Consider the following 20,006-nt stretch of genomic DNA (forward strand, 5'->3'; position numbering starts at 1 on the left):
TGTCACCGACCGAGGAGTGCCTGCGTGGACCTGTCACCCGTCCCGGCGAGTCGTGGGGAGGAGCGCGGGTCGCTGCGTCGCGCGGTCGCCGTCCTCGACCTGCTCGCCGCCGAGACCGCCCCGCCGAGCGTGCGCACGATCGCCGAGCGCACCGGGCTGTCCAAGTCGGCCGTCCAGCGGATCCTGGTGGAGCTGGAGGCCGTCGACCTCGCGGTGCGGGACCCGGCGACCCGGCGCTTCGGCCTCGGTCCGCGCACCCTCGCGCTGGGATCGGCGTACCAGCGCGGGCTCAGCCTGCACGCCGCGGCGATCGGCCCGATGACCGACCTCGCCGCAGAGGTGGGCGAGACCGTGGGCCTGTCCGTGGGGCACGGCGACCGGCTGGTCCACGTCGAGCAGGTCGAGCCCGAGCGCCGCCTCAGCGCACGCTTCCACGTGGGCCGCCCCCTGCCGCTGTGGTTCGGCGCCCCGGCCCGCCTGCTGCTCGCCGCGCGCCCCGACGAGGAGATCGTGCGCGTCCTCGACGACCGCGAGCACACCGACATCGCGCCGGTGAACCCTCCCGCGCCGGACGAGCTGCGCCGCCAGGTCGAGGAGGTGCGGCGGACGGGCCACGCGCGGGCGTTCGAGGAGACCATCGAGGGCGTGCACACCATGTCGGCGGCGGTGCACGGTGCCGACGGGGCGCTGGCCGCGGTGCTCTCGATCACCGCCCCGTCCGAGCGGCTGCCCGCCGACCGGATGGACGAGCTGCTGCCGCTGCTCCGGGACGCGGCGGCCCGGATCTCCGGGCGCCTCGGCCACCGGCCGTCCTGACCGGGACAGCAAAGGGGCTAGAACTCGTAGCCGAACTCCTGGATGGTCTTCTGGAAGCGCTCCGCCACGATCTCGGCGTCGCCGGGGCCGTAGAGCTCGCGGTAGTGCGGACCGCTCCCCTGCTTCGCGTGGGGCAGGTCGAGCGCGATGCCGAGCCGCGCGGAGACGTCCGCGACCGCCTTCGGCAGCTCCTCGTAGCGGTACACCCGGTCGACGACGACGCGGCCGTCGAGCCGGTAGAGGCGCTCGTTGAGGGCGAGGCGCTCCATCCGCTTCGGGGTGCGCACGAACTCGGCGAAGGTCTTGGTGAAGGTGGGCTTGCGGGCGCTGTAGCGGTAGGACGAGGCGACCACGTCGAAGGGGTTCCGCTCGACCGCGAACGTGAAGTAGTCGTCCCAGGTCTCGCGCCCGATGACCTCGATGACGCGGCGGGCACCCATGTGGGCGTACGAGCTGGGCTCGGTGTCGTCGTTCTGGGGACCCACTCCCCCGGCGGCGGCGCGCAGCTCCTCGTCCTCGGGACTGATCCGGGTGACGATGTCGGCCGGCCCGCAGTGGCGCGACAGCGCGATCTCCAGGCTGGTGCCGGCGGTCTTGCGGGTCTTGACGAAGACGAAGCGGTGGCGGTGCGAGGCGATCACAGGGTCACGCCTGGTCGTCCTCGTCGGCCAGCTCCTCGCCGTGGGTGCCGGGTCGCGGCGCCCACGGCAGCTCCTTCGCCGGCCTGATGACGATGAGCTTGTCGCCGCGGGCGAGCAGGGAGACCACGGGGTCGAAGTAGCGGTAGACCTTCTCGTCGCGCACCACGGCGATGACCTGGTCGGGCAGCCGCTGGGGCTGCTTGCCGACCTCGGCGACCAGGAGCTCGCGCTCGGCGACCTCGAGCCCCTCGCCGTAGGTCATCAGGTCCTCCATCACCGACCCGAGCATGGGCGACATCGACGACAGCCCGAGCAGCCGGCCGACCGCGTCGGAGGACGTGATCACCGAGTTCGCGCCGGACTGGCGCATCAGCGGCACGTTCTCGTGCTCGCGGACGGAGGCGACGATCCACGCGTCGGGGTTGACCTGGCGCACGGTCAGGGTCACGAGGACGTTGGAGTCGTCGCGGTCCGTCGTGATGATGACGTGGGTCGCCTTCTCGACTCCCGCCTGGCGCAGCACCCCGCGGCGGGTGGCGTCGCCGGCGATGCCCACGAGCTGGTCGCGGTTGGCCTCCTCCATCGCCATGGCGTCGGGGTCGACCACGACGATGGAGCTGCGCTCGTAGCCGTTGTTGAGCAGGGTCTCGATCGCGCTGCGGCCCTTGGTGCCGTAGCCGACCACGACGACGTGCTGGTCCATCTTCCTCTTCCTCCACCGGGAGACCCGGAACATCTCTCGTCCCTGCGAGGCGAGCACCTCGAGGGTGGTGCCGATCAGCAGGACGAGGAAGGCGATACGGGCCGGCGTGATGACGAACGCGTTGACCAGGCGGGCCTGGTCGGTGACGGGGGCGATGTCGCCGTAGCCGGTCGTGCTGAGCGTGACGGTCGTGTAGTAGATCGAGTCGGTGAAGCTGACCTCACCGGTGGGGTCGTTGCCGTCGATGTAGCCGAACCTGTCGAAGTAGACCAGGAGCACCGTGCCGACCAGGATCGCCAGGGCGGCGAGCAGGCGCCTGCTGAGCTCCCACCACGGCGACCGGGTCTGGTCGGGCAGGGAGACCCGCCCCACGCTGGGGTGGACGTTGTCGTCACGCACGGTCGGAGTCTCGCACGCTGATCCGCTCCCGCAGCCGCTGCACCAGCTCCAGCCGGGCCCGCGTCGTGCTCTTCTGCGGGAACACCGTGTCGAAGGCGGCGTTGACCGCGGCTCCGATGAGCACGGCCAGCGCGAGCAGGTAGAGCCACAGCAGCACGGCGATCGGCGCGGCGAGCGGTCCGTAGATCGAGCGCGACTCCGCCGCGGTCACGGTGAGCACCCAGCGCAGCGTGTAGGACCCGGCGATCCAGCAGAAGAGGGCGAACACCGCGCCGGGCAGGTTGAAGCTCCAGGCGGTCCGCACCGGCACCGACACGTGGTAGAGCGTGGCCAGGAAGCAGATGCACAGCACGAGCACGACCGGCCAGTAGAGGCTGTTGACGAAGTCCAGCCGCTCCGGCAGTACCCGGTCGACGAGCGTCGGCCCGGCGACCACCAGCGGGATGCTCACCGCGCCGGTCACCATCGCCAGCACGTAGAGCACGAACGACAGGGCCCGGGTCGCCACGATCCCCCGGTGGCCGCCCAGGCCGTGCATGATCGTGATGGTGTCGACGAAGACGTTGAGCGCCCGGGAGCCCGACCACAGGGCGAGGACGAAGCCGATGGAGATGACGTCGTAGCGCCCGCCGTCCAGCACCTCCTGCAGCGTCGGCGCGATGATCCGGTCGACCGCGCGGTCGGTCAGCGCCTGGCGGGAGACCTCGAGGACGGCGTTGCTCACGTCCTCCACCTGGGTCGCGGTGAACCGCTCGCTCACGAAGCCCACCGCACCGGCCAGGGCGAAGATCAGCGGCGGGACGGACAGCACCGCGAAGAACGCCGCCTCGGCGGCGAGCCCGGTCACCCGGTGCCGCAGGCACGAGCCGACGGTCGTGACGACGATGCGCCAGAGGTGCTCGCGCCACCGCCGCAGCAGGACCTCTGCCCGGCGCGGGGCGGGGGTGTCCTCGCGCGCCTCGACCATGCCGACCACGCTATCGACCGGGTGCCCGGAAGGACCGGACCCGCGCGGCGGTTCGGCCGGTGACGTGGTCCTCGTCACCCGCTGGCCCGGGGGCCTCTACGGTGGCGGCATGAGCACCCCCGGCTCCGACGTCCGCACCGCGACCAACCAGGCGCCCGCCCTCGTCGGGCACAACGTCGTCACCTCCGACCTCGCCCTCGCCGAGGCGCTGGCCCGCCACGGGTCGGCGGCGCTCGTCGAGGAGCTCACCCCGCTGGGCGCCGACGCCGGCACCGCGGAGGCGCGCGAGCACGGGATGCTCGCCAACCGCCACCACCCCGAGCTGGCGTCGTACGACCGCTGGGGCAACCGCGTCGACGAGGTCGAGTTCCACCCGTCGTGGCACTGGCTCATGGAGCGCGCGGTCGGTCACGGGCTGCAGGCCGCGCCGTGGGAGCAGCAGGCGGCGGGCGACCCGCACGCCCACCTGCGCCGCGCTGCCGGCTTCTTCGCGTGGTCGCAGACCGAGCCCGGGCACGGGTGCCCCATCTCGATGACGTACGCCGCGGTGCCGGCGCTGCGGGCCGACGAGGCGATCGCCGAGGAGTGGGTGCCGCTGCTGGCGGCGCGGTCCTACGACCCTGGCGTCCGCAGCCGCTCGACCAAGACCGGGGCGCTGGCCGGGATGGGCATGACGGAGAAGCAGGGCGGCTCCGACGTGCGCGCCAACCAGACGCGCGCGACACCGACGACGGACGGCGGCTGGTACCGCCTCGACGGCCACAAGTGGTTCACGTCCGCTCCGATGAACGACGTCTTCCTCGTGCTCGCGCAGGCGGACGGCGGGATGACCTGCTTCGTCGTCCCCCGCGTGCTCGAGGACGGCACGCGCAACCGCATCGACGTCGTGCGGCTCAAGGACAAGCTCGGCAATCGGTCCAACGCGTCCAGCGAGCTCGAGCTCACCGGCACGCTCGCCCAGCGGCTCGGCGACGAGGGCCGCGGCGTCCGGACGATCATCGAGATGGTCGCGGCCACCCGCCTCGACTGCGTGCTCGGGTCGGCGGCGCTGATGCGCCACGCGCTGGCGGAGGCGTCGTGGCACGTCGCCCACCGCTCGGCGTTCGGCGGGCTCCTCGTCGACAAGCCGCTGATGCAGAACGTCGTCGCCGACCTGGCGGTGGAGTCAGAGGCCGCCACGGCCCTGGCGATGCGGCTGGCGGCCGCCGTCGACCGGCCCGGCGACGCCCACGAGGTGGCGCTGCGCCGCATCGCGCTCCCGCTGGCGAAATTCTGGGTGTGCAAGCGCACCCCGGCGATGGTCGCCGAGGCGCTGGAGTGCCTCGGCGGCAACGGCTACGTCGAGGACTCGGGCCTCCCGCTGATGTTCCGGGAGTCGCCCCTCAACTCGATCTGGGAGGGGTCGGGCAACGTCAACGCCCTCGACGTGCTGCGGGCGCTCGGCCGCGAGCCGGAGGTGCTGCAGGCGTGGATCACCGAGGTCGGCGCGGCCCGCGGGGCCGACAGCCGGCTCGACCGGGCCGTCGACGACACGCTCGCCCTCCTCGGCGAGGGTGCCGGGCTGGAGGCGGGAGCCCGCCGGTTGGCCGGCCCGATGGCGGCCTGCCTCCAGGGGTCGCTGCTCGTGCGGTTCGCCCCCGCCGAGGTCGCCGACGCGTTCTGTGGCAGCCGGTTCGGGACGACGTACGGCGGCACGTTCGGGATGCTGGACAGCGGGTCGCTGCGCGAGGTCGTGGACCGGGCGACGCCCCACCTCTGAGGGCGCTCCGAGCGCCCTGTCAGGGCAGTCCTGACCCCTGCGTCCCCTCCGCGGCTCCGACGCCGTAGCGTGGGCGCGGTCGAGAGGAGTCCCGGATGTCGGGCAAGGGCAGCACGTTGTTCACGGTCGGCACGCTCCTGCGGCACGCGCAGGACGCCGGCGCCCCGGTGCGCCTGCTGGTGCAGGGGACGTGGCTCGACGGCCGCATCGTCGGCGCCGACGGTCTCGGGGTGGTGCTCGACGACGGCAACACCCAGCAGGTGCTCGTCCGCCTCGACGCGATCGTCGCGGTGAGCTTCTCGCGCTCCGACATCGACGACCCCGGCTCCGAGGTGGGCGGCGAGGAGGCGGCGCGACCCCACGGACGCCGCCGGCGCGACCCGATCGAGGCCGGTCCGGTCGGCGGCTGACTGGTCCACACCAGTCGGTGCTCTGTCCCGCAGGCTCCTCGTAGGTTCGTCGAAGTCCTGTCCCACCCTCGTCCCACCCTCGTCCCAGTCGTCGTACGACGACCGCGGACGCCCCTAGGTTCGCCGCACCCACACCGTGTGGGTGATGCCTGGGGGGAGGTGGAGGATGACGAAGATCTCCAGCACCATGCTCAGCGTGGGGACGCTGCTGCGGCGCGCGGAGGACTCCGGTGCCGAGGTCAGCGTCCTGGTGACGGGGAGCTGGCTGCAGGGACGGGTGATCGGCTGCGACGGCATGGGTGCGGTGCTCGACGACGGCGACGGGCAGGCCCTGGTCCGGCTCGACGCGGTCACGGCCGTGAGGTTCCGCCGCGCCCAGATGGAGCACCCCGACGGCACCGTCCGATCGCACGGGGGGACCGAGCGCGGGCCGATCGAGGCGGGCCCGGTGACGGTGCCGCGGCCCTCCCGGGGCGAGCAGCCCCACGAGGTGTTGCCCGGCCTCAGCGCAGCGCCGCGCTGACGACCTCCCGCGCCTCGTCCTGCACCTGGGCCAGGTGGTCGGGCCCGCGGAACGACTCCGCGTAGATCTTGTAGACGTCCTCGGTGCCGCTGGGGCGCGCGGCGAACCACGCCGACTCCGTCGTCACCTTGAGCCCGCCGATCCTGGCACCGTTGCCGGGCGCCTCGGTGAGCTTGCCGGTGATCTCCTCCCCCGCCAGCGTCGTCGCCGACACGTCGTCGGGCGACAGCGCGGCGAGCTTCGCCTTCTGCTCGCGGTCGGCCGGGGCGTCGATGCGGGCGTACGCCGGGTCGCCGTGCTGCTCGACCAGCGCGGCGTAGTGCTGGCTCGGCGTGCGCCCGGTCGCGCCGAGGATCTCGCTGGCGAGCAGCGCGAGCAGGATGCCGTCCTTGTCGGTCGTCCAGGTGGAGCCGTCGTGCCGCAGGAAGGACGCCCCGGCCGACTCCTCGCCGCCGAAGCCGAAGGACCCGTCCATCAGGCCGGGCACGAACCACTTGAAGCCGACCGGCACCTCGACCAGCGGCTTGCCGATCGACGCGGCGACGCGGTCGATCATCGAGCTCGAGACCAGCGTCTTGCCGATGCGCGTGTCCGCGGACCATCCCGGCCGCGCGCCGCCGAACAGGTGGGCGATCGCGACGGCGAGGAAGTGGTTGGGATTCATCAGCCCGGCGTCCGGGGTGACGATGCCGTGGCGGTCGGCGTCGGCGTCGTTGCCGGTCGCGATGGCGTACTCGTCCTTGCGTCCCACCAGCGACGCCATGGCGTAGGGCGAGGAGCAGTCCATGCGGATCTTGCCGTCCCAGTCGAGCGTCATGAACCGCCACGTCGGGTCGACGAGCGGGTTGACGACCGACAGGTCGAGCCGGTGCCGCTCGGCGATCTCGCCCCAGTAGGCGACGCTGGCGCCGCCCAGGGGGTCGGCGCCGATGCGCACCCCAGCATCGCGGACCGCGTCGAGGTCGAGCACCGACGGCAGGTCGTCGACGTAGGTGCCGAGGAAGTCGTAGGACCCGACCGCGGCGCGGGCCTTGGCGAAGGAGACCCGCCGCACGCCCGCGATGTTGCCGCGGATCAGCTCGTTGGCGCGGGCCGCGATCACGCTGGTGGCGTCGGAGTCGGCCGGACCGCCGTGCGGCGGGTTGTACTTGAAGCCGCCGTCCTGGGGCGGGTTGTGCGAGGGGGTGACCACAATGCCGTCGGCGAGCCCGGCGCCGGTCGTCCGCCCCTGGTTGGCGCGGAGGATCGCGTGGCTGACCGCGGGGGTCGGGGTGAAGCCGTCGCGGTCGTCGACCAGCACCGTGACGTCGTTGGCCACCAGCACCTCGAGCGCCGTGGCCCAGGCGGGCTCGGACAGCGCATGGGTGTCGCGGCCGACGAAGAGCGGGCCGTCGTAGCCTTGCTCGCGGCGGTAGTCGCAGATCGCCTGCGTGGTGGCGGCGATGTGCACCTCGTTGAAGGACGTGGTGAGCGACGTGCCTCGGTGCCCGCTCGTGCCGAAGGCCACCTGCTGGGAGACGTCGTCGGGATCCGGCTCGAGGTCGAAGTAGGCCGTCACCAGGTGGGAGACGTCCACCAGGTCCTCGGTGCGGGCGGGCTGTCCGGCTCTCTCGTGGGTGGCCATGGGCCCATCTTGTCGGGTCGCGCGGTGGGTTGGGCAAGACCCCCGGCACGACGCCGTTCCGTGGACGACGCCGGACGGCCGGAGAAAGTGCCGTGTCGGGTGTCGATCCGGGGTGTGCCGGTCCGTCACAGTGGTGAGGCCGCACCCCAGCGGCCCGCGACCTGAAGGAGCCACCGGCGATGAGCCGCTACCTGATCCTGCTGCCCGCCCCCGAGGCCGAGTGGGCCGACCTGCCGCCCGAGGAGCACGAGAAGGGACACCGCTCCCACCAGCAATTCCAGCACGACCTGGCGACCGAGGGGCACACCCTGGTCACCGTGAGCCCGCTCGAGCCCTCGGCGCAGGCGACGTCGATGCGCCCGGACGGTGCGGGCGGCGCGCTGGTGACCGACGGACCGTTCAGCGAGACCGCCGAGCAGGTGGTCGGCTTCTACCTCGTGGACTCGCAGGACGAGGCGGACCTGCGGGCCGCCTGCGAGCGGTTCGCCTCGCGCGGGGAGCACATCGAGCTGCGCAAGCTGGCGGAGTGAAGGAGGAACGAGATGGCTGAGTACACCGTGCTGATCATCGGCGACACCGACCGGTGGTGGACGTCCATGTCCCTGTCGGAGCGCAAGGAGGGCTACGCCCAGTACGCCCGCTTCAACCAGGCCCTGGCCGAGGGCGGGCACACGATCGTGGGCGGGGGCGAGCTGACGAGCACGGCCGACGCGCGATCCATCCCGAAGGGCGGCGGGGCCGTCGTCGACGGCCCCTACGCCGAGTCGGTGGAGAGCGTCGGCGGCTACTACCAGATCGCGACCGACGACTACGACGGCCTCCTGGAGTGCTGCCAGATCATCGCCGCGACCGGCGACGGCATCGAGGTGCGGCCCAACGTCGACCCCGCGGACCGGCCGTCATGAGGTACCTCGTGCTGCTGATGGACGACGGTGCCGAGAAGGTCTGGACCGAGCAGACGCCCGAGGAGCAGGCCGCCACCATGGCGAAGTTCGGCGAGTTCGACGCGGCCTGTGCCGCCCGCGACGGCGTCGAGATCCTCGCGGGCGAGGCACTCGCCGGCCCCGAGGCCGCGACCACCGTCCGCACGCGTGACGGCCGGGTGCAGGTCACCGACGGGCCCTACGCCGAGGCGGTGGAGGGGATGGGCGGGTTCTACCTGGTCCAGGCCCCGGACCTCGACGGGCTCCTGGAGCTGCTGCGGGTGCTGCCCGCGTACGACATCCAGGTCTCGCCAGCGGTGGACATGGGCTGACGGCGCGCATGACCGACGCCGAGGACGCGCTGACCGACGTCGTGCGCGCGGAGTGGGGCCGCCTGGTGGCCCTGCTCCTCAAGCAGTTCCGCCGCCTCGACCTCGTCGAGGACGCGCTGGGCGACGCCGTCGAGGCGGCCAGCCGCACCTGGCCCACCGACGGCGTCCCCACCAACCCGGCCGCCTGGCTGATGACCGCGGCCCGCCGCCGGGTGCTCGACCGGCTCCGCACGGAGGACGTGGCCCGCCGCAAGCAGCCGCTCCTGCTCGTCGACGCCGAGCACCACCAGGAAGGAGCACGCACCATGGCCGACGCCGGCCACCTGGTCGAGGACGACGTGCTGCGCCTCGTGCTCATGTGCGCCCACCCGGCGCTGGCCCCCGAGGCGGCGAGCGCGCTCAGCCTGCGGCTGGTCCTCGGCGTCCCGACGGCCGACATCGCCCGGCTGTTCCTCGTGCCCGAGCCCACGATGGCGGCGCGGATCACGCGCGCCAAGAAGCGCATCGTCGGGGCCGGCATCCCGTTCGCCGTGCCCGACGCCGGCGCGCTGCCCGATCGCCTCGAGACCGTCGCGCAGACCGCCTACCTCACCTTCACCGCCGGCTACTCCCCCGGCACCGGCCCGGACCTGCTGCGCGCCGACCAGTCCGGCGAGGCCATCCGGCTCGTGCGCGTCGTGCTGGGCCTGTGCCCGGACGAGCCGGCGCTCGTGGCCCTCCTCGCACTGATGCTGCTGCAGCACTCCCGGCGCGACGCCCGCATCTGCGACGGCCGGCTGGTGCTCCTCGCGGACCAGGACCGCACCCGGTGGCACCACGACGAGGTCGCCGAGGCGACGCGGCTGCTCGCCCGGCCCCGGCTCGCCGGACCGCTGACCCCGCTGGCGGCGTCGTACGTCCTGCAGGCGCGGATCGCCGCCGAGCACGCCACCGCGCCCTCGGCCGAGGAGACGCGCTGGGACCGGGTCGTGGGGCTCTACGACGTGCTGCTGCAGGTGGCGCCCACCCCGTCGGCCCGCCTGGCGCGGGCCGTCGCGGTCGCCGAGCAGCACGGTCCGGCCGCCGGCCTCGACGCGCTCGAGGGGCTCGAGGTCCCCGAGAGCCACCGGCCCGCGGCGGTGCGGGCCGAGCTGCTGTCCCGCGCGGGGGACGTCGACGCCGCGCGCGCGGCGTACGACCAGGCCATCGCGGCGTGCCGCAACGAGGTGGAGACGGCGTTCCTCCTCGCCCAGCGCGACGCTCTCCCGAGCGCCTAGCCCTCCGGCACCGGCTGCTGCTTGGCGAGGACGGTCAGGCCCTCGTCGACGACGAAGCCGCGCGCCCGGTCGGCGTCCTGGTCGACCCCGATCTGCACGCCGGGCGGCACGACGACGCCCTTGTCGAGGATCGCGTTGCGCACGACCGCACCCTCGCCGATCCGGACGCCGTCCATCAGCACCGAGTCGGACACCTCGGCACCGTCCTTGACCCAGACCGCCGGCGAGAGCACCGACTGGTTGACCGTGCCGCCGCTCACGACCACGCCCGGGGAGAGGATCGAGTTGAACGTCGACCCGGTCGCGCCGCTGGCGCCCTCGACCAGCTTGGCGGGCGGGTGCGGGCCGTAGCTGGTGTAGATCGGCCACGCGGTGTTGTAGAGGTTGAAGACCGGCAGCGGCGAGACGAGGTCCATCTGCGAGGCGTAGTAGGAGCGCATCGTCCCGACGTCGCGCCAGTAGCCGCGGTCACGGTCCGTCGCGCCGGGCACCTCGTTGTCCTTGTAGTCGTATACCGCGGACTCCGACTTGTCGACGAACCACGGCACGATGTCGCCGCCCATGTCGTGCTTCGACTGCTCGCGCTGCGCGTCGCGGGTCACCGCGTCGCGCAGGGCGTCGGCGTCGAACACGTAGTTGCCCATGCTCGCCAGGACCTCCTCGGGCGAGTCGGGCAGGCCCACCGGGTCGGTGGGCTTCTCCAGGAACGCCCGGATCCGCTGGGGACTGCCGGGGTCGACGTCGATCACCCCGAACTGGTCGGCGAGGTCGATCGGCTGGCGGATGGCGGCGACCGTGCAGCCCGCTCCGGACTCGACGTGGTCGGCGACCATCTGCGCGAAGTCCATCCGGTAGACGTGGTCGGCGCCCACGACCACGACGATGTCGGGCTGCTCGTCCGTGAGCAGGTTGAGCGACTGGTAGATCGCGTCGGCGCTGCCGAGGTACCACCGCTTGCCGACGCGCTGCTGGGCGGGCACCGGGGTGACGTAGTTGCCGAGCAGCTGGGACATGCGCCAGGTCGTGGTGACGTGGCGGTCCAGGCTGTGCGACTTGTACTGGGTCAGCACGACGACCTTGAGGTAGCCGGAATTGACGACGTTGGACAGGGCGAAGTCGATCAGGCGGTAGATCCCGCCGAAGGGCACCGCGGGCTTGGCCCGGTCTGCCGTGAGGGGCATCAGGCGTTTTCCCTCACCCCCTGCCAGGACGACGGCGAGGACCTTCTTGCGACTCGGCGTGACTGACATGCCATGAAACTAGCCGTCCGCGGGGGCGCGGTCGACCTCCCTCGGGGCCAGTGTTTGCGGCTAGGTTCGGCTCATGCGCATCGACGTCCTCAGCAAGGAGTACCCACCGGAGGTCTACGGCGGCGCGGGCGTGCACGTCGCCGAGCTGGTGCGCGCGCTCCGGGTGCTGCCCGACGTCGACGCGCGGGTGCGCTGCTTCGGGGCGCCGCGCTCCGAGCCCGGCACGACGGCGTACGCCGAGCCGGAGTCGCTGGTCGGGGCCAACCCCGCGATCCGCACGCTGGGCGTCGACCTCGCGATGGTCGACGACTGCGACGGTGCGGACCTGGTCCACTCGCACACCTGGTACGCCAACATGGCCGGCCACCTCGCCGGGCTGATGCACGGCATCCCCCACGTCGTCAGCGCCCACTCGCTCGAGCCGATGCGGCCGTGGAAGGCCGAGCAGCTCGGCGGCGGCTACGCCCTGTCGAGCTGGGCGGAGCGGACGGCGTACGAGGGCGCCGCCGGCATCGTCGCCGTCAGCGCCGCGATGCGCGACGACGTGCTCCGCAGCTATCCCTCGGTCGACCCCGCGCGCGTCCACGTGGTGCACAACGGCATCGACACGACCGAGTGGGCGCCGGTGGCCGACCCCGACCGGGTGCGCGAGCTCGGCGTCGACCCCGACCGGCCGAGCGTCATCTTCGTCGGCCGGATCACCCGGCAGAAGGGCCTGCCGCTGTTCCTCCGGGCCGCTGCCGCGCTGCCGCGCGACGTCCAGCTCGTGCTGTGCGCGGGCGCCCCGGACACCCCCGAGATCGAGGCCGAGGTCCGCGGCCTGGTGGAGGACCTCGCCGCGACGCGCTCCGGTGTCGTGTGGATCGCCGAGATGCTCCCCCGACGCGACGTCGTCGCGCTGCTGACCGCCGCCACCGTCTTCGCCTGCCCGTCGATCTACGAGCCGCTCGGCATCGTCAATCTCGAGGCGATGGCCTGCGAGACCGCCGTCGTCGCGACCGCCACCGGTGGCATCCCCGAGGTCGTCGTCGACGGCGAGACGGGCTGGCTGGTCCCGATCGAGCAGGCCACCGACGGCACCGGCACCCCGCTCGACCCCGAGCGCTACGTCGCCGACCTCGCCGCCGCCCTGACCGACGCCGTCTCCGACCCCGACCGCGCCCGCGCCTACGGCGTCGCCGGGCGCCGCCGCGCCGAGGCGTCCTTCAGCTGGGGCTCGATCGCCACCCGCACCCTCGACCTCTACCGCTCGCTCGTCTGACGGTCGATCGGACCGAACCACCGTCCGGTCCCGTCCGGCCCGCGTGGGTGCGTCCGTGCCCACGCGTTCGGTCCGTACGACGGCCCTGTGGAGGACCGCCCTGCCGCCCCGGGGCTGCGCCACGCTGGACCGATGGAGATCGCGGACCTGATGCCGGTGCTCGGCGGTGTGGCGACGCGCGACATGCTCGTGCGCCTGACGTCGCGACGCGCGCTGGAGTCGGCACTGACCGCGGGAGAGCTCGTCAGGGTCAATCGGGGCCGGTACGCCGTCCCCGGTGTCCACGAGGGCACAGAGCTCGCCCTGACGGTCACGGGCCACGTGTGCCTCGTCTCGGCGGCTCTCGCCCACGGCTGGAAGGTCAAGGTGGTGCCCGCCGTGCCCCAGATCGCCGTGCCCAAGGACCGGCGCATCGACGCCGCCGTGCGGACCCGCATTGCGGTGACCTGGACGGACCTGCACGACACCCAGGTCGAGGGGCTGGCCACCAACGCGCTGACCACGCTCGCGATGTGCGGTCGACGGCTGCCGTTCGACGAGGCGCTGGCCATCGCCGACTCGGCGCTGCGGGACGGCTTCCCCGTCGCCCACCTCCGGGCGACGGCCGAGGCTGCGCGAGGGCCCGGCTCCGCCCGCCTGAGACGTGTCGCCGCGCACGCCGACGGCCGGTCGGACAACCCCTTCGAGTCGGTGCTCCGTGCCATCGCGATCGACGTCCCGGGGCTCGAGGTCGTTCCGCAGGTGCGCATCACCGGCGAGCTCGGCCTGCGCGTCCGGGCAGACCTGGTCGATCGGCACCTGCGGATCGTGATCGAGGCGGACTCCTTCGAGTGGCACGGAGACCGGACGGCGCTGCGCCGGGATGCACGGCGCTACGACCTCCTGGTCGCCAACGGCTGGACCGTGCTGCGCTTCTCGTGGGAGGACGTGATGCACGACCCGGACTTCGTCCGCGCGGTGCTGCGGGCGACCGTCGAACGGACCCAACGGGCGTCGGCGCGCGTCCTCCCCGCGTGACGGCCGACGAGCGCGAACGGTCGGTCCGATCGACGGCCCGAGGTCCGCGCGCCTACGACGGATCGGGGATGCCCGGCGGGCGGCGCCGGGTCTACCGTGGATCGACCAGGAGGGGTCTACCTCGGGTGGCGCGCCTGGCAGGTCGACCTCGACCCCGTCCACGTGCGCTTCCCGGCGACCCGGCCGGGGAGCGAGCCGGTCAGCTGAGGACGAGTCCGGGGTAGAGCGGGTGCCGGTCGAGCATCTCGGACGAGCGCTTGGTGACCCGGTCGGCGACTCCGTCGCCCAGGACGTACGACGCCTTGCTGGGGGCGCCGGCCTTGGTGGTGCCGGCCTCGGTGTTGGCCAGCACGTCGACGATCAGCTCGGCCACGGTGTCGAACTCGTCGTGGCCGAAGCCGCGGGTGGTGAGCGCGGGCGTGCCGAGCCGGATGCCGGAGGTGTACCAGGCGCCGTTGGGGTCGGCCGGGACGGAGTTGCGGTTGGTGACGACGCCGGCGTCGAGCAGCGCCGACTCGGCCTGGCGGCCGGTGAGGCCGAAGGACGACACGTCGAGCAGGACTAGGTGGTTGTCGGTGCCGCCGGTGACCAGGGTTGCACCGCGGGTCAGGAAGCCCTCGGCCAGCGACTTCGCGTTGTCGGCGATCCGCTGGGCGTAGTCCTGGAACTCGGTGGTCCGTGCCTCGGCGAACGCGACGGCCTTGGCCGCCATCACGTGCGACAGCGGGCCGCCCAGCACCATCGGGCAGCCGCGGTCGACGTCGGCCGCGAACTCCTCCTGCGCCAGCACCATGCCGCCGCGCGGGCCGCGCAGCGACTTGTGGGTGGTGGTCGTGGTGATGTGGGCGTAGGGAACGGGGTTCTCCTCGCCGGTGAAGACCTTGCCCGCGACGAGACCGGCGAAGTGGGCCATGTCGACCATCAGCACGGCACCGACCTCGTCGGCGATCTCGCGCATCTTGGCGAAGTTCACCCGGCGCGGGTAGGCGGAGTAGCCGGCGACGAGGACGAGCGGCTTGAACTCCCGCGCCTTGGCGGCGACGGCGTCGTAGTCGAGCAGCCCGGTCCCGGGGTCGGTGCCGTACTGCTGCTGGTGGAACATCTTGCCGCTGATGTTGGGGCGGAAGCCGTGGGTGAGGTGGCCGCCGGCGTCGAGCGACATGCCGAGCAGGCGCTGGTTGCCGAACTCGTGGCGCAGCTCCTCCCAGTCGGCCTCGGAGAGCTCGTTGACGTTCCTCGCCTGCATCTTCTCGAGATAGGGCGACTCGACCTTGTTGGCGAGGATCGACCAGAACGCCACGAGATTGGCGTCGATGCCGGAATGCGGCTGGACGTAGGCGTAAGGCGCCCCGAAGAGCTCGCGCGCGTGCTCGGCGGCGAGCGACTCGACGGTGTCGACGTTCTGGCAACCGGCGTAGAAGCGGTGCCCGACGGTGCCCTCGGCGTACTTGTCGCTGAACCACGTGCCCATGGTCATCAGGACGGCCGGCGACGCGTAGTTCTCCGACGCGATCAGCTTGAGCGAGGCCCGCTGGTCCGCGAGCTCCTGGCGGGTGGCCTCCGCGATGCGGGGTTCGACCGAGGCGATGACCTCGAGGGCCTGCGAGTACGCACTGCTGATCAGGGAGTCCGTCATGGGCCACAGCCTAGAGGCCGCCGGGCGCCGACGCCGTCGGGGCCGTAGCCGCTGGACACCACCCGGCGGGAACGCCCGCGCGACCCGGTCCGTTGATGACTCGTGGCCCTCCCTTCCCTCGCCGACCAGGCCGAGCGGCTCGTCCGTCTCGGCGTCCACGACCTCGCCGGGATCCCCGCCGATCTCCTGCACGACGCCGCCGCCTCCGCCCCCGCCGCGCACTCCCTGCTGGTGACCTCCGCGCCCGCCTCGGCGCTCGCTCCGCTGCTCACCCTGGGCGACAAGCCCGGCTTCGTCGTCGAGGACATGACCGACGTGGACCACTTCGCCCCCACCGTGGACGTGCCGGCGGCGCCGTACGTCGTCGTGGGGCCGGACCGCGGCGACGACTTCGCCAACCGGACGCCCCAGGAGTCGGTGCCCGAGGTCCTGGCCGCCGGCCGCTCACCGCTGACCCTGGCCGAGGGACTGCACTGGGTGCTGCAGCACCCCGGCGTCCTGGAGCGCAACGCCTGCTTCATGACGCCCGGCTCACGGCTGCGGCGGGCCGACGGGACGTACGACGCCCGCACGCCGGCGCTGTGGATCAGCAACGGCACCGGACGGGACGGCCGCGAGCGCAGGAACGCGCCCAAGCTGGGCTGGTGCTGGTGGGGCAACCGCCACACGTGGCTGGGGATCGGGTCCTGCGAACGGCGTACTCGCGCGTAACCACGGTGTGACCTGGGCCGCACTCTCCGGGGTCTCCCAGCGGAGCCGGATTCCAGGCGTCTCACATCGTGGCAGGCCATCCCACATGACGAGATTTCGCCTTGTGGAACACGTGTCCAACCCCTGAGACTTCTTGACATGGTCACCGCTTCCACCCACGCACACCTTGTGGTCCGACGTCACGTCGACCTCATGCGCGTGGGCAGCGCGACCTGTTGGCATCGCTGACGCCGCCCCTGCATCCCCTTCCGCGCTCACCGTCGCGCGCGGCACTCCTCAGCGAACAGGACTTTCCTGACCATGCCTGACCTCCGGTTCACGCCCCAGGCCGCCCAGCACACCGAGATCCCGCGCCCGAAGCGCGCCGAGGGTCAGTGGGCGCTCGGCTACACCGAGCCGCTCAACAAGAACGAGCAGTCCAAGAAGGACGACGACCCGCTCAACGTGCGGGACCGCATCCTCTACACCTACTCGCGCCGCGGGTTCGACTCGATCGACCCGGCCGACCTGCGCGGCCGCTTCCGGTGGATGGGCCTCTACACGCAGCGCGCTCCCGGCTTCGACGGCGGCAAGACCGCCCAGCTCGAGGAGGAGGAGCTCGACGACCGCTTCTTCATGATGCGCGTGCGCACCGACGGCGCGATCCTGGACGCAGCAGCCCTGCGGGCGCTGGGCGAGGTGTCGACGACCTATGGCCGCAACACCGCCGACATCACCGACCGCAACAACATCCAGTACCACTGGATCGAGATCGAGAGCGTCCCCGCGATCTGGGAGCGGCTCGAGTCGGTCGGCCTCAGCACGCTCGAGGCGTGCGGCGACAGCCCGCGCCCCTTCCTCGGCTCCCCCGTCGCGGGCATCGCCAAGGACGAGATCATCGACGGCTCCGAGGCGCTCGCCGAGATCAAGCGCCGGGCGCTGGACAACCCGGCCTTCTCCAACCTGCCGCGCAAGTTCAAGACCGCGCTGACCGGCCACCCGAGCCACGACGTCGCGCCCGAGGTCAACGACGTGGCCTTCGTCGGCACCGTCCACCCCGAGCACGGCCCGGGCTTCGACCTCTGGGTCGGTGGCGGCCTGTCCACGAACCCGATGCTCGCCCACAAGCTCGGGGTCTGGATCCCGCTCGACGAGGTCGCCGACGCCTGGGAGGGCGTCGCCGGGATCTTCCGCGACTACGGCTACCGGCGCCTCCGCTCCAAGGCCCGCCTGAAGTTCCTGCTCGCAGACTGGGGCAAGGACAAGTTCCGCGAGGTCCTGGAGAACGAGTACCTCCACCGCTCCCTCGTCGACAACCCCTCCCCCGAGGCGCCGATCGCCCAGGGCGACCACATCGGCATCCACGAGCAGAAGGACGGCCGGTTCTACGTCGGCGCCGCCCCCGTCGTGGGACGCATCGACGGCACCACGCTCAGCGCGCTCGGCGACCTCGTCGAGCGCTACGGCGCCCGCGGCGCCCGGCTGACGGCGTACCAGAAGCTCGTCGTGATCGGCGTCGCCGCCGAGGACACCGAGGCGTTCGCCGACGACCTCGAGAAGATCGGCCTCACCGCCCGACCCAGCAACTGGCGCCGCTCGACGATGGCCTGCACCGGCATCGAGTTCTGCAAGCTCGCGATCGTCGACACCAAGGAGCGTGCGCGCCGGCTCGTGACCGAGCTCGAGAAGCGCTTCCCCGACCTCGACACCGACATCTCGGTCAACGTCAACGGCTGCCCCAACGCCTGCGCCCGCACCCAGGTCGCCGACATCGGCCTCAAGGGCCAGCTCGTCATGGACGCCGACGGCCGGCAGGTCGAGGGCTTCCAGGTGCACCTCGGTGGCGCGCTCGGGCTGAACCCCGCGATGGGTCGCAAGCTCCGCGCCCACAAGGTCACCAGCGCCGGCCTCGACGACTACGTCACGGCCGTCGTCAGCGCGTACCTCCAGGACCGGACCGACGGCGAGCGGTTTGCCGCCTGGGTGGCCCGTGCCGACGAGGTCCTGCTGCGCGGGGAGCCGGTGTCGGCCTGATGAGCGAGCGATCCCATGTCTGAACGAGCACAGCCCTTCCACTGCCCCTACTGCGGGGACGAGAACCTGTTCCCCCGTGAGGGTGCGGGTGCCTGGGAGTGCCGCTCGTGCCTGCGCAGCTTCACCGTGCAGATGACCGGGATGATCCCCCACCCCGGCACGGACGGGAGCACCTCATGAGCCTCTCCACGCGGGCCGCCCGCGACTTCAAGGGCACCCACACCGAGGGACGGACGCCGGAGGAGCTCCGCGAGCTCGTCTCCCACGTGGGTGCCGAGCTCGAGCTCGCCCCGGCCGAGGTGATCATCGAGTGGGCCGTCGCCACGTTCGGCGACCGGTTCGCGATCACCTCCTCGATGGGCGACGCGGTGCTCGCGCACCTCGCCTCCACGGTCGCCCCGGGCATCGACGTGGTGTTCCTCGACACCGGCTACCACTTCGTCGAGACCATCGGCACCCGCGACGCGGTCGAGGCCACCCTGCCGGTCAACCTGCGCACGGTCAGCACCTCGCTCACCGTCGCCGAGCAGGACGCGCAGTACGGCAAGGACCTCTACAAGACCGACCCCGACCTCTGCTGCGCGCTGCGCAAGGTCAAGCCGCTCGCCGACACCCTCGCGGACTACGACGCCTGGGCCACCGGCCTGCGCCGCGCCGAGACCCACAACCGCGTGATCGCCCCGGTCGTCGGCTGGGACGCCCGCAAGGGCAAGGTCAAGGTCTCGCCGCTGGCCCGGTGGAGCGACGAGCAGGTCGAGCAGTACGTCCTCGACAACGGCGTGCTCGTGAACCCGCTCGTCCACGACGGCTACCCCAGCATCGGCTGCTGGCCCTGCACGCGCCGCGTCGCCCCCGGTGACGACCCGCGCAGCGGGCGCTGGGCCGGCACCTCCAAGACCGAGTGCGGGATCCACGCATGAGGTCACCCCACGACGTTCTCCACCGGGGCGACAACGCCGTCGTCCCGCAGCACGCCCACCTGCAGCACCACCGCACCACACACGATCGGAGGCACCCCTGATGGCTGCTCCTGCTCTGGTTGCCCTGGCCCACGGAAGCCGGGACCCGCGTTCGGCCGCGACGATCAAGGCGCTCGTCGCCGAGGTCAAGGCGATGCGCCCCGACCTCAAGGTCGAGACGGCCTTCCTCGACCTCTCCAAGCCGAGCTTCGACACGGTCGTGGACCGTCTGGTCAAGGCCGGCCACGACGAGATCGTCGTCGTCCCGCTCCTGCTCACCGAGGCCTACCACGCGAAGGTCGACGTGCCGGAGGCCATCGCGGCGGCCATGGCCCGCCACGAGGGCGTCCGCATCCAGGCCAGCCGGATCCTCGGCATGGAGGCCGCCTTCCTCGAGGTGCTCGACGTCCGCCTCCGCGAGGCGCTCAAGGCCGCCCGGGTCCGCGAGCTCGACGCGCTGGTGCTCGCCGCTGCCGGTTCCTCCGATCCGCTCGCCAACCAGGCCGTCGCGCGCATCGCCCGCACGTGGGGCGCGCGGCACCGGTTGCCGGTCACCGCGGCCTTCGCCTCGGCCGCTCCCCCGGCCGCCGGCGAGGCGGTGCGCGCCTTCCGCGCGGAGGGCAAGCGCCACATCGCCGTCGCGTCGTTCTTCCTCGCGCCCGGCCGGCTGCCCGACCGCGCGACCGAGCTGGCCGTCGAGGCCGGTGCCGTGGCGGTCTCCGACCCGCTCGGAGCCCACCCTGCAGTCGCCCGCGCGATCCTCGCCCGCTACGCGGTGGGCGCCGTCGAGCTCGTCCCGGTCTGAC

21 protein-coding genes are annotated in these 20,006 nt (G+C 72.5%); 15 read left to right on the forward strand and 6 right to left on the reverse strand.

Translation table 11 applies throughout. The annotated features are described in order from the left end of the window. The first annotated feature begins 24 nt into the window (after positions 1–24). The gene (locus NYO98_RS08045; protein ID WP_268111060.1) at positions 25–816 is read left to right on the forward strand and encodes an IclR family transcriptional regulator; all 792 of its coding nucleotides are present in this window, start codon (positions 25–27) and stop codon (positions 814–816) included. 17 nt (positions 817–833) lie between these two features. On the opposite strand, the gene NYO98_RS08050 is transcribed toward NYO98_RS08045, so the two are convergent. Genes NYO98_RS08050 through NYO98_RS08060 form a run of 3 tightly spaced genes read right to left on the reverse strand, consistent with a single transcriptional unit; the run spans position 834 to position 3,526 of the window. Next, positions 834–1,457, reverse strand: coding sequence for a hypothetical protein (locus NYO98_RS08050; protein ID WP_268111062.1), 624 nt, complete (start codon positions 1,455–1,457; stop codon positions 834–836). A gap of 4 nt (positions 1,458–1,461) precedes the next feature. Beyond that, entirely contained in the window at positions 1,462–2,559 is a 1,098-nt protein-coding gene (locus NYO98_RS08055) for a potassium channel family protein (protein WP_268111063.1), read from the reverse strand. After that, positions 2,552–3,526: a YihY/virulence factor BrkB family protein gene (locus NYO98_RS08060; protein WP_268111064.1), complete on the reverse strand. Its 975-nt coding sequence runs from the start codon at positions 3,524–3,526 to the stop codon at positions 2,552–2,554. Before NYO98_RS08060 ends, NYO98_RS08055 begins: the two co-directional genes overlap by 8 nt. Before the next feature lie 109 nt (positions 3,527–3,635). Here NYO98_RS08060 and NYO98_RS08065 point away from each other — a divergent pair, with 109 nt between their 5' ends. The 3 genes from NYO98_RS08065 (at position 3,636) to NYO98_RS08075 (ending at position 6,218) form a co-directional block, all read left to right on the forward strand. Continuing rightward, complete coding sequence (locus NYO98_RS08065; protein WP_268111065.1) at positions 3,636–5,285, forward strand: acyl-CoA dehydrogenase family protein; 1,650 nt, start codon at positions 3,636–3,638, stop codon at positions 5,283–5,285. Between the two features lie 95 nt (positions 5,286–5,380). Continuing rightward, the gene (locus tag NYO98_RS08070) at positions 5,381–5,695 is read left to right on the forward strand and encodes a hypothetical protein (protein ID WP_268111066.1); all 315 of its coding nucleotides are present in this window, start codon (positions 5,381–5,383) and stop codon (positions 5,693–5,695) included. A gap of 166 nt (positions 5,696–5,861) precedes the next feature. Further along, positions 5,862–6,218, forward strand: a complete 357-nt coding sequence (locus tag NYO98_RS08075; RefSeq protein WP_268111067.1) for a hypothetical protein — start codon at positions 5,862–5,864, stop codon at positions 6,216–6,218. Here NYO98_RS08075 and pgm read toward each other — a convergent pair. Further along, positions 6,199–7,842 carry a phosphoglucomutase (alpha-D-glucose-1,6-bisphosphate-dependent) gene (gene pgm, locus NYO98_RS08080; RefSeq protein WP_268111068.1) on the reverse strand — a complete coding sequence of 548 codons (1,644 nt, stop codon included), beginning with the start codon at positions 7,840–7,842 and terminating at the stop codon, positions 6,199–6,201. The genes NYO98_RS08075 and pgm overlap by 20 nt on opposite strands. 179 nt (positions 7,843–8,021) lie before the next feature. On the opposite strand from pgm, the gene NYO98_RS08085 reads away from it, so the two are divergent. The 4 genes from NYO98_RS08085 to NYO98_RS08100 are packed head-to-tail and all read left to right on the forward strand — an operon-like array spanning position 8,022 to position 10,353. Then, complete coding sequence (locus NYO98_RS08085; protein WP_268111069.1) at positions 8,022–8,372, forward strand: YciI family protein; 351 nt, start codon at positions 8,022–8,024, stop codon at positions 8,370–8,372. 12 nt (positions 8,373–8,384) lie between these two features. Then, on the forward strand, positions 8,385–8,747 hold the full coding sequence (locus NYO98_RS08090; RefSeq protein ID WP_268111070.1) for a YciI family protein: 363 nt from the start codon (positions 8,385–8,387) through the stop codon (positions 8,745–8,747). Continuing rightward, positions 8,744–9,097, forward strand: a complete 354-nt coding sequence (locus NYO98_RS08095) for a YciI family protein (protein WP_268111072.1) — start codon at positions 8,744–8,746, stop codon at positions 9,095–9,097. Before NYO98_RS08090 ends, NYO98_RS08095 begins: the two co-directional genes overlap by 4 nt. An 8-nt stretch (positions 9,098–9,105) precedes the next feature. Next, positions 9,106–10,353: an RNA polymerase sigma factor gene (locus NYO98_RS08100; protein WP_268111073.1), complete on the forward strand. Its 1,248-nt coding sequence runs from the start codon at positions 9,106–9,108 to the stop codon at positions 10,351–10,353. Here the strand turns inward: NYO98_RS08100 and glgC are convergent. Further along, complete coding sequence (glgC, locus tag NYO98_RS08105; protein WP_268111074.1) at positions 10,350–11,603, reverse strand: glucose-1-phosphate adenylyltransferase; 1,254 nt, start codon at positions 11,601–11,603, stop codon at positions 10,350–10,352. The genes NYO98_RS08100 and glgC overlap by 4 nt on opposite strands. 73 nt (positions 11,604–11,676) lie before the next feature. Here glgC and glgA point away from each other — a divergent pair, with 73 nt between their 5' ends. Next, the gene (glgA, locus tag NYO98_RS08110; RefSeq protein ID WP_268111075.1) at positions 11,677–12,864 is read left to right on the forward strand and encodes a glycogen synthase; all 1,188 of its coding nucleotides are present in this window, start codon (positions 11,677–11,679) and stop codon (positions 12,862–12,864) included. Between the two features lie 132 nt (positions 12,865–12,996). Further along, on the forward strand, positions 12,997–13,881 hold the full coding sequence (locus tag NYO98_RS08115) for a DUF559 domain-containing protein (RefSeq protein WP_268111077.1): 885 nt from the start codon (positions 12,997–12,999) through the stop codon (positions 13,879–13,881). A gap of 199 nt (positions 13,882–14,080) precedes the next feature. On the opposite strand, the gene NYO98_RS08120 is transcribed toward NYO98_RS08115, so the two are convergent. Continuing rightward, on the reverse strand, positions 14,081–15,517 hold the full coding sequence (locus tag NYO98_RS08120; RefSeq protein WP_268111078.1) for a glycine hydroxymethyltransferase: 1,437 nt from the start codon (positions 15,515–15,517) through the stop codon (positions 14,081–14,083). 102 nt (positions 15,518–15,619) lie between these two features. Here NYO98_RS08120 and NYO98_RS08125 point away from each other — a divergent pair, with 102 nt between their 5' ends. The 5 genes from NYO98_RS08125 to NYO98_RS08145 all read left to right on the forward strand — a co-directional run bounded on the left by NYO98_RS08125 (position 15,620) and on the right by NYO98_RS08145 (position 20,005). Continuing rightward, on the forward strand, positions 15,620–16,228 hold the full coding sequence (locus NYO98_RS08125; protein ID WP_268111079.1) for a DUF5701 family protein: 609 nt from the start codon (positions 15,620–15,622) through the stop codon (positions 16,226–16,228). Between the two features lie 300 nt (positions 16,229–16,528). Further along, positions 16,529–18,241, forward strand: a complete 1,713-nt coding sequence (locus NYO98_RS08130) for a nitrite/sulfite reductase (protein WP_268111081.1) — start codon at positions 16,529–16,531, stop codon at positions 18,239–18,241. Between the two features lie 15 nt (positions 18,242–18,256). Beyond that, positions 18,257–18,421 carry an eL43 family ribosomal protein gene (locus NYO98_RS08135; RefSeq protein ID WP_268111083.1) on the forward strand — a complete coding sequence of 55 codons (165 nt, stop codon included), beginning with the start codon at positions 18,257–18,259 and terminating at the stop codon, positions 18,419–18,421. Further along, positions 18,418–19,161, forward strand: a complete 744-nt coding sequence (locus tag NYO98_RS08140) for a phosphoadenylyl-sulfate reductase (protein WP_268111084.1) — start codon at positions 18,418–18,420, stop codon at positions 19,159–19,161. The genes NYO98_RS08135 and NYO98_RS08140 overlap by 4 nt, the downstream gene beginning before the upstream one ends. Positions 19,162–19,261: 100 nt before the next feature. Beyond that, complete coding sequence (locus NYO98_RS08145; protein WP_268111085.1) at positions 19,262–20,005, forward strand: sirohydrochlorin chelatase; 744 nt, start codon at positions 19,262–19,264, stop codon at positions 20,003–20,005. Position 20,006: the final 1 nt, after the last annotated feature.

The sequence above is a fragment of the Nocardioides pini genome (genome assembly GCF_026712185.1).
Lineage (GTDB): Bacteria > Actinomycetota > Actinomycetes > Propionibacteriales > Nocardioidaceae > Nocardioides > Nocardioides pini.

What these genes read in the sequence shown, in the direction of transcription:
- NYO98_RS08060 (WP_268111064.1), bottom strand. Translation starts at nt 3,526, where the DNA reads ATGGTCGAGGCGCGCGAGGACACCCCCGCCCCGCGCCGGGCAGAGGTC.
- NYO98_RS08065 (WP_268111065.1), top strand. Translation starts at nt 3,636, where the DNA reads ATGAGCACCCCCGGCTCCGACGTCCGCACCGCGACCAACCAGGCGCCC.
- NYO98_RS08070 (WP_268111066.1), top strand. Translation starts at nt 5,381, where the DNA reads ATGTCGGGCAAGGGCAGCACGTTGTTCACGGTCGGCACGCTCCTGCGG.
- NYO98_RS08075 (WP_268111067.1), top strand. Translation starts at nt 5,862, where the DNA reads ATGACGAAGATCTCCAGCACCATGCTCAGCGTGGGGACGCTGCTGCGG.
- pgm (WP_268111068.1), bottom strand. Translation starts at nt 7,842, where the DNA reads ATGGCCACCCACGAGAGAGCCGGACAGCCCGCCCGCACCGAGGACCTG.
- NYO98_RS08085 (WP_268111069.1), top strand. Translation starts at nt 8,022, where the DNA reads ATGAGCCGCTACCTGATCCTGCTGCCCGCCCCCGAGGCCGAGTGGGCC.
- NYO98_RS08090 (WP_268111070.1), top strand. Translation starts at nt 8,385, where the DNA reads ATGGCTGAGTACACCGTGCTGATCATCGGCGACACCGACCGGTGGTGG.
- NYO98_RS08095 (WP_268111072.1), top strand. Translation starts at nt 8,744, where the DNA reads ATGAGGTACCTCGTGCTGCTGATGGACGACGGTGCCGAGAAGGTCTGG.
- NYO98_RS08100 (WP_268111073.1), top strand. Translation starts at nt 9,106, where the DNA reads ATGACCGACGCCGAGGACGCGCTGACCGACGTCGTGCGCGCGGAGTGG.
- glgC (WP_268111074.1), bottom strand. Translation starts at nt 11,603, where the DNA reads ATGTCAGTCACGCCGAGTCGCAAGAAGGTCCTCGCCGTCGTCCTGGCA.
- glgA (WP_268111075.1), top strand. Translation starts at nt 11,677, where the DNA reads ATGCGCATCGACGTCCTCAGCAAGGAGTACCCACCGGAGGTCTACGGC.
- NYO98_RS08115 (WP_268111077.1), top strand. Translation starts at nt 12,997, where the DNA reads ATGGAGATCGCGGACCTGATGCCGGTGCTCGGCGGTGTGGCGACGCGC.
- NYO98_RS08120 (WP_268111078.1), bottom strand. Translation starts at nt 15,517, where the DNA reads ATGACGGACTCCCTGATCAGCAGTGCGTACTCGCAGGCCCTCGAGGTC.
- NYO98_RS08130 (WP_268111081.1), top strand. Translation starts at nt 16,529, where the DNA reads ATGCCTGACCTCCGGTTCACGCCCCAGGCCGCCCAGCACACCGAGATC.
- NYO98_RS08135 (WP_268111083.1), top strand. Translation starts at nt 18,257, where the DNA reads ATGTCTGAACGAGCACAGCCCTTCCACTGCCCCTACTGCGGGGACGAG.
- NYO98_RS08140 (WP_268111084.1), top strand. Translation starts at nt 18,418, where the DNA reads ATGAGCCTCTCCACGCGGGCCGCCCGCGACTTCAAGGGCACCCACACC.
- NYO98_RS08145 (WP_268111085.1), top strand. Translation starts at nt 19,262, where the DNA reads ATGGCTGCTCCTGCTCTGGTTGCCCTGGCCCACGGAAGCCGGGACCCG.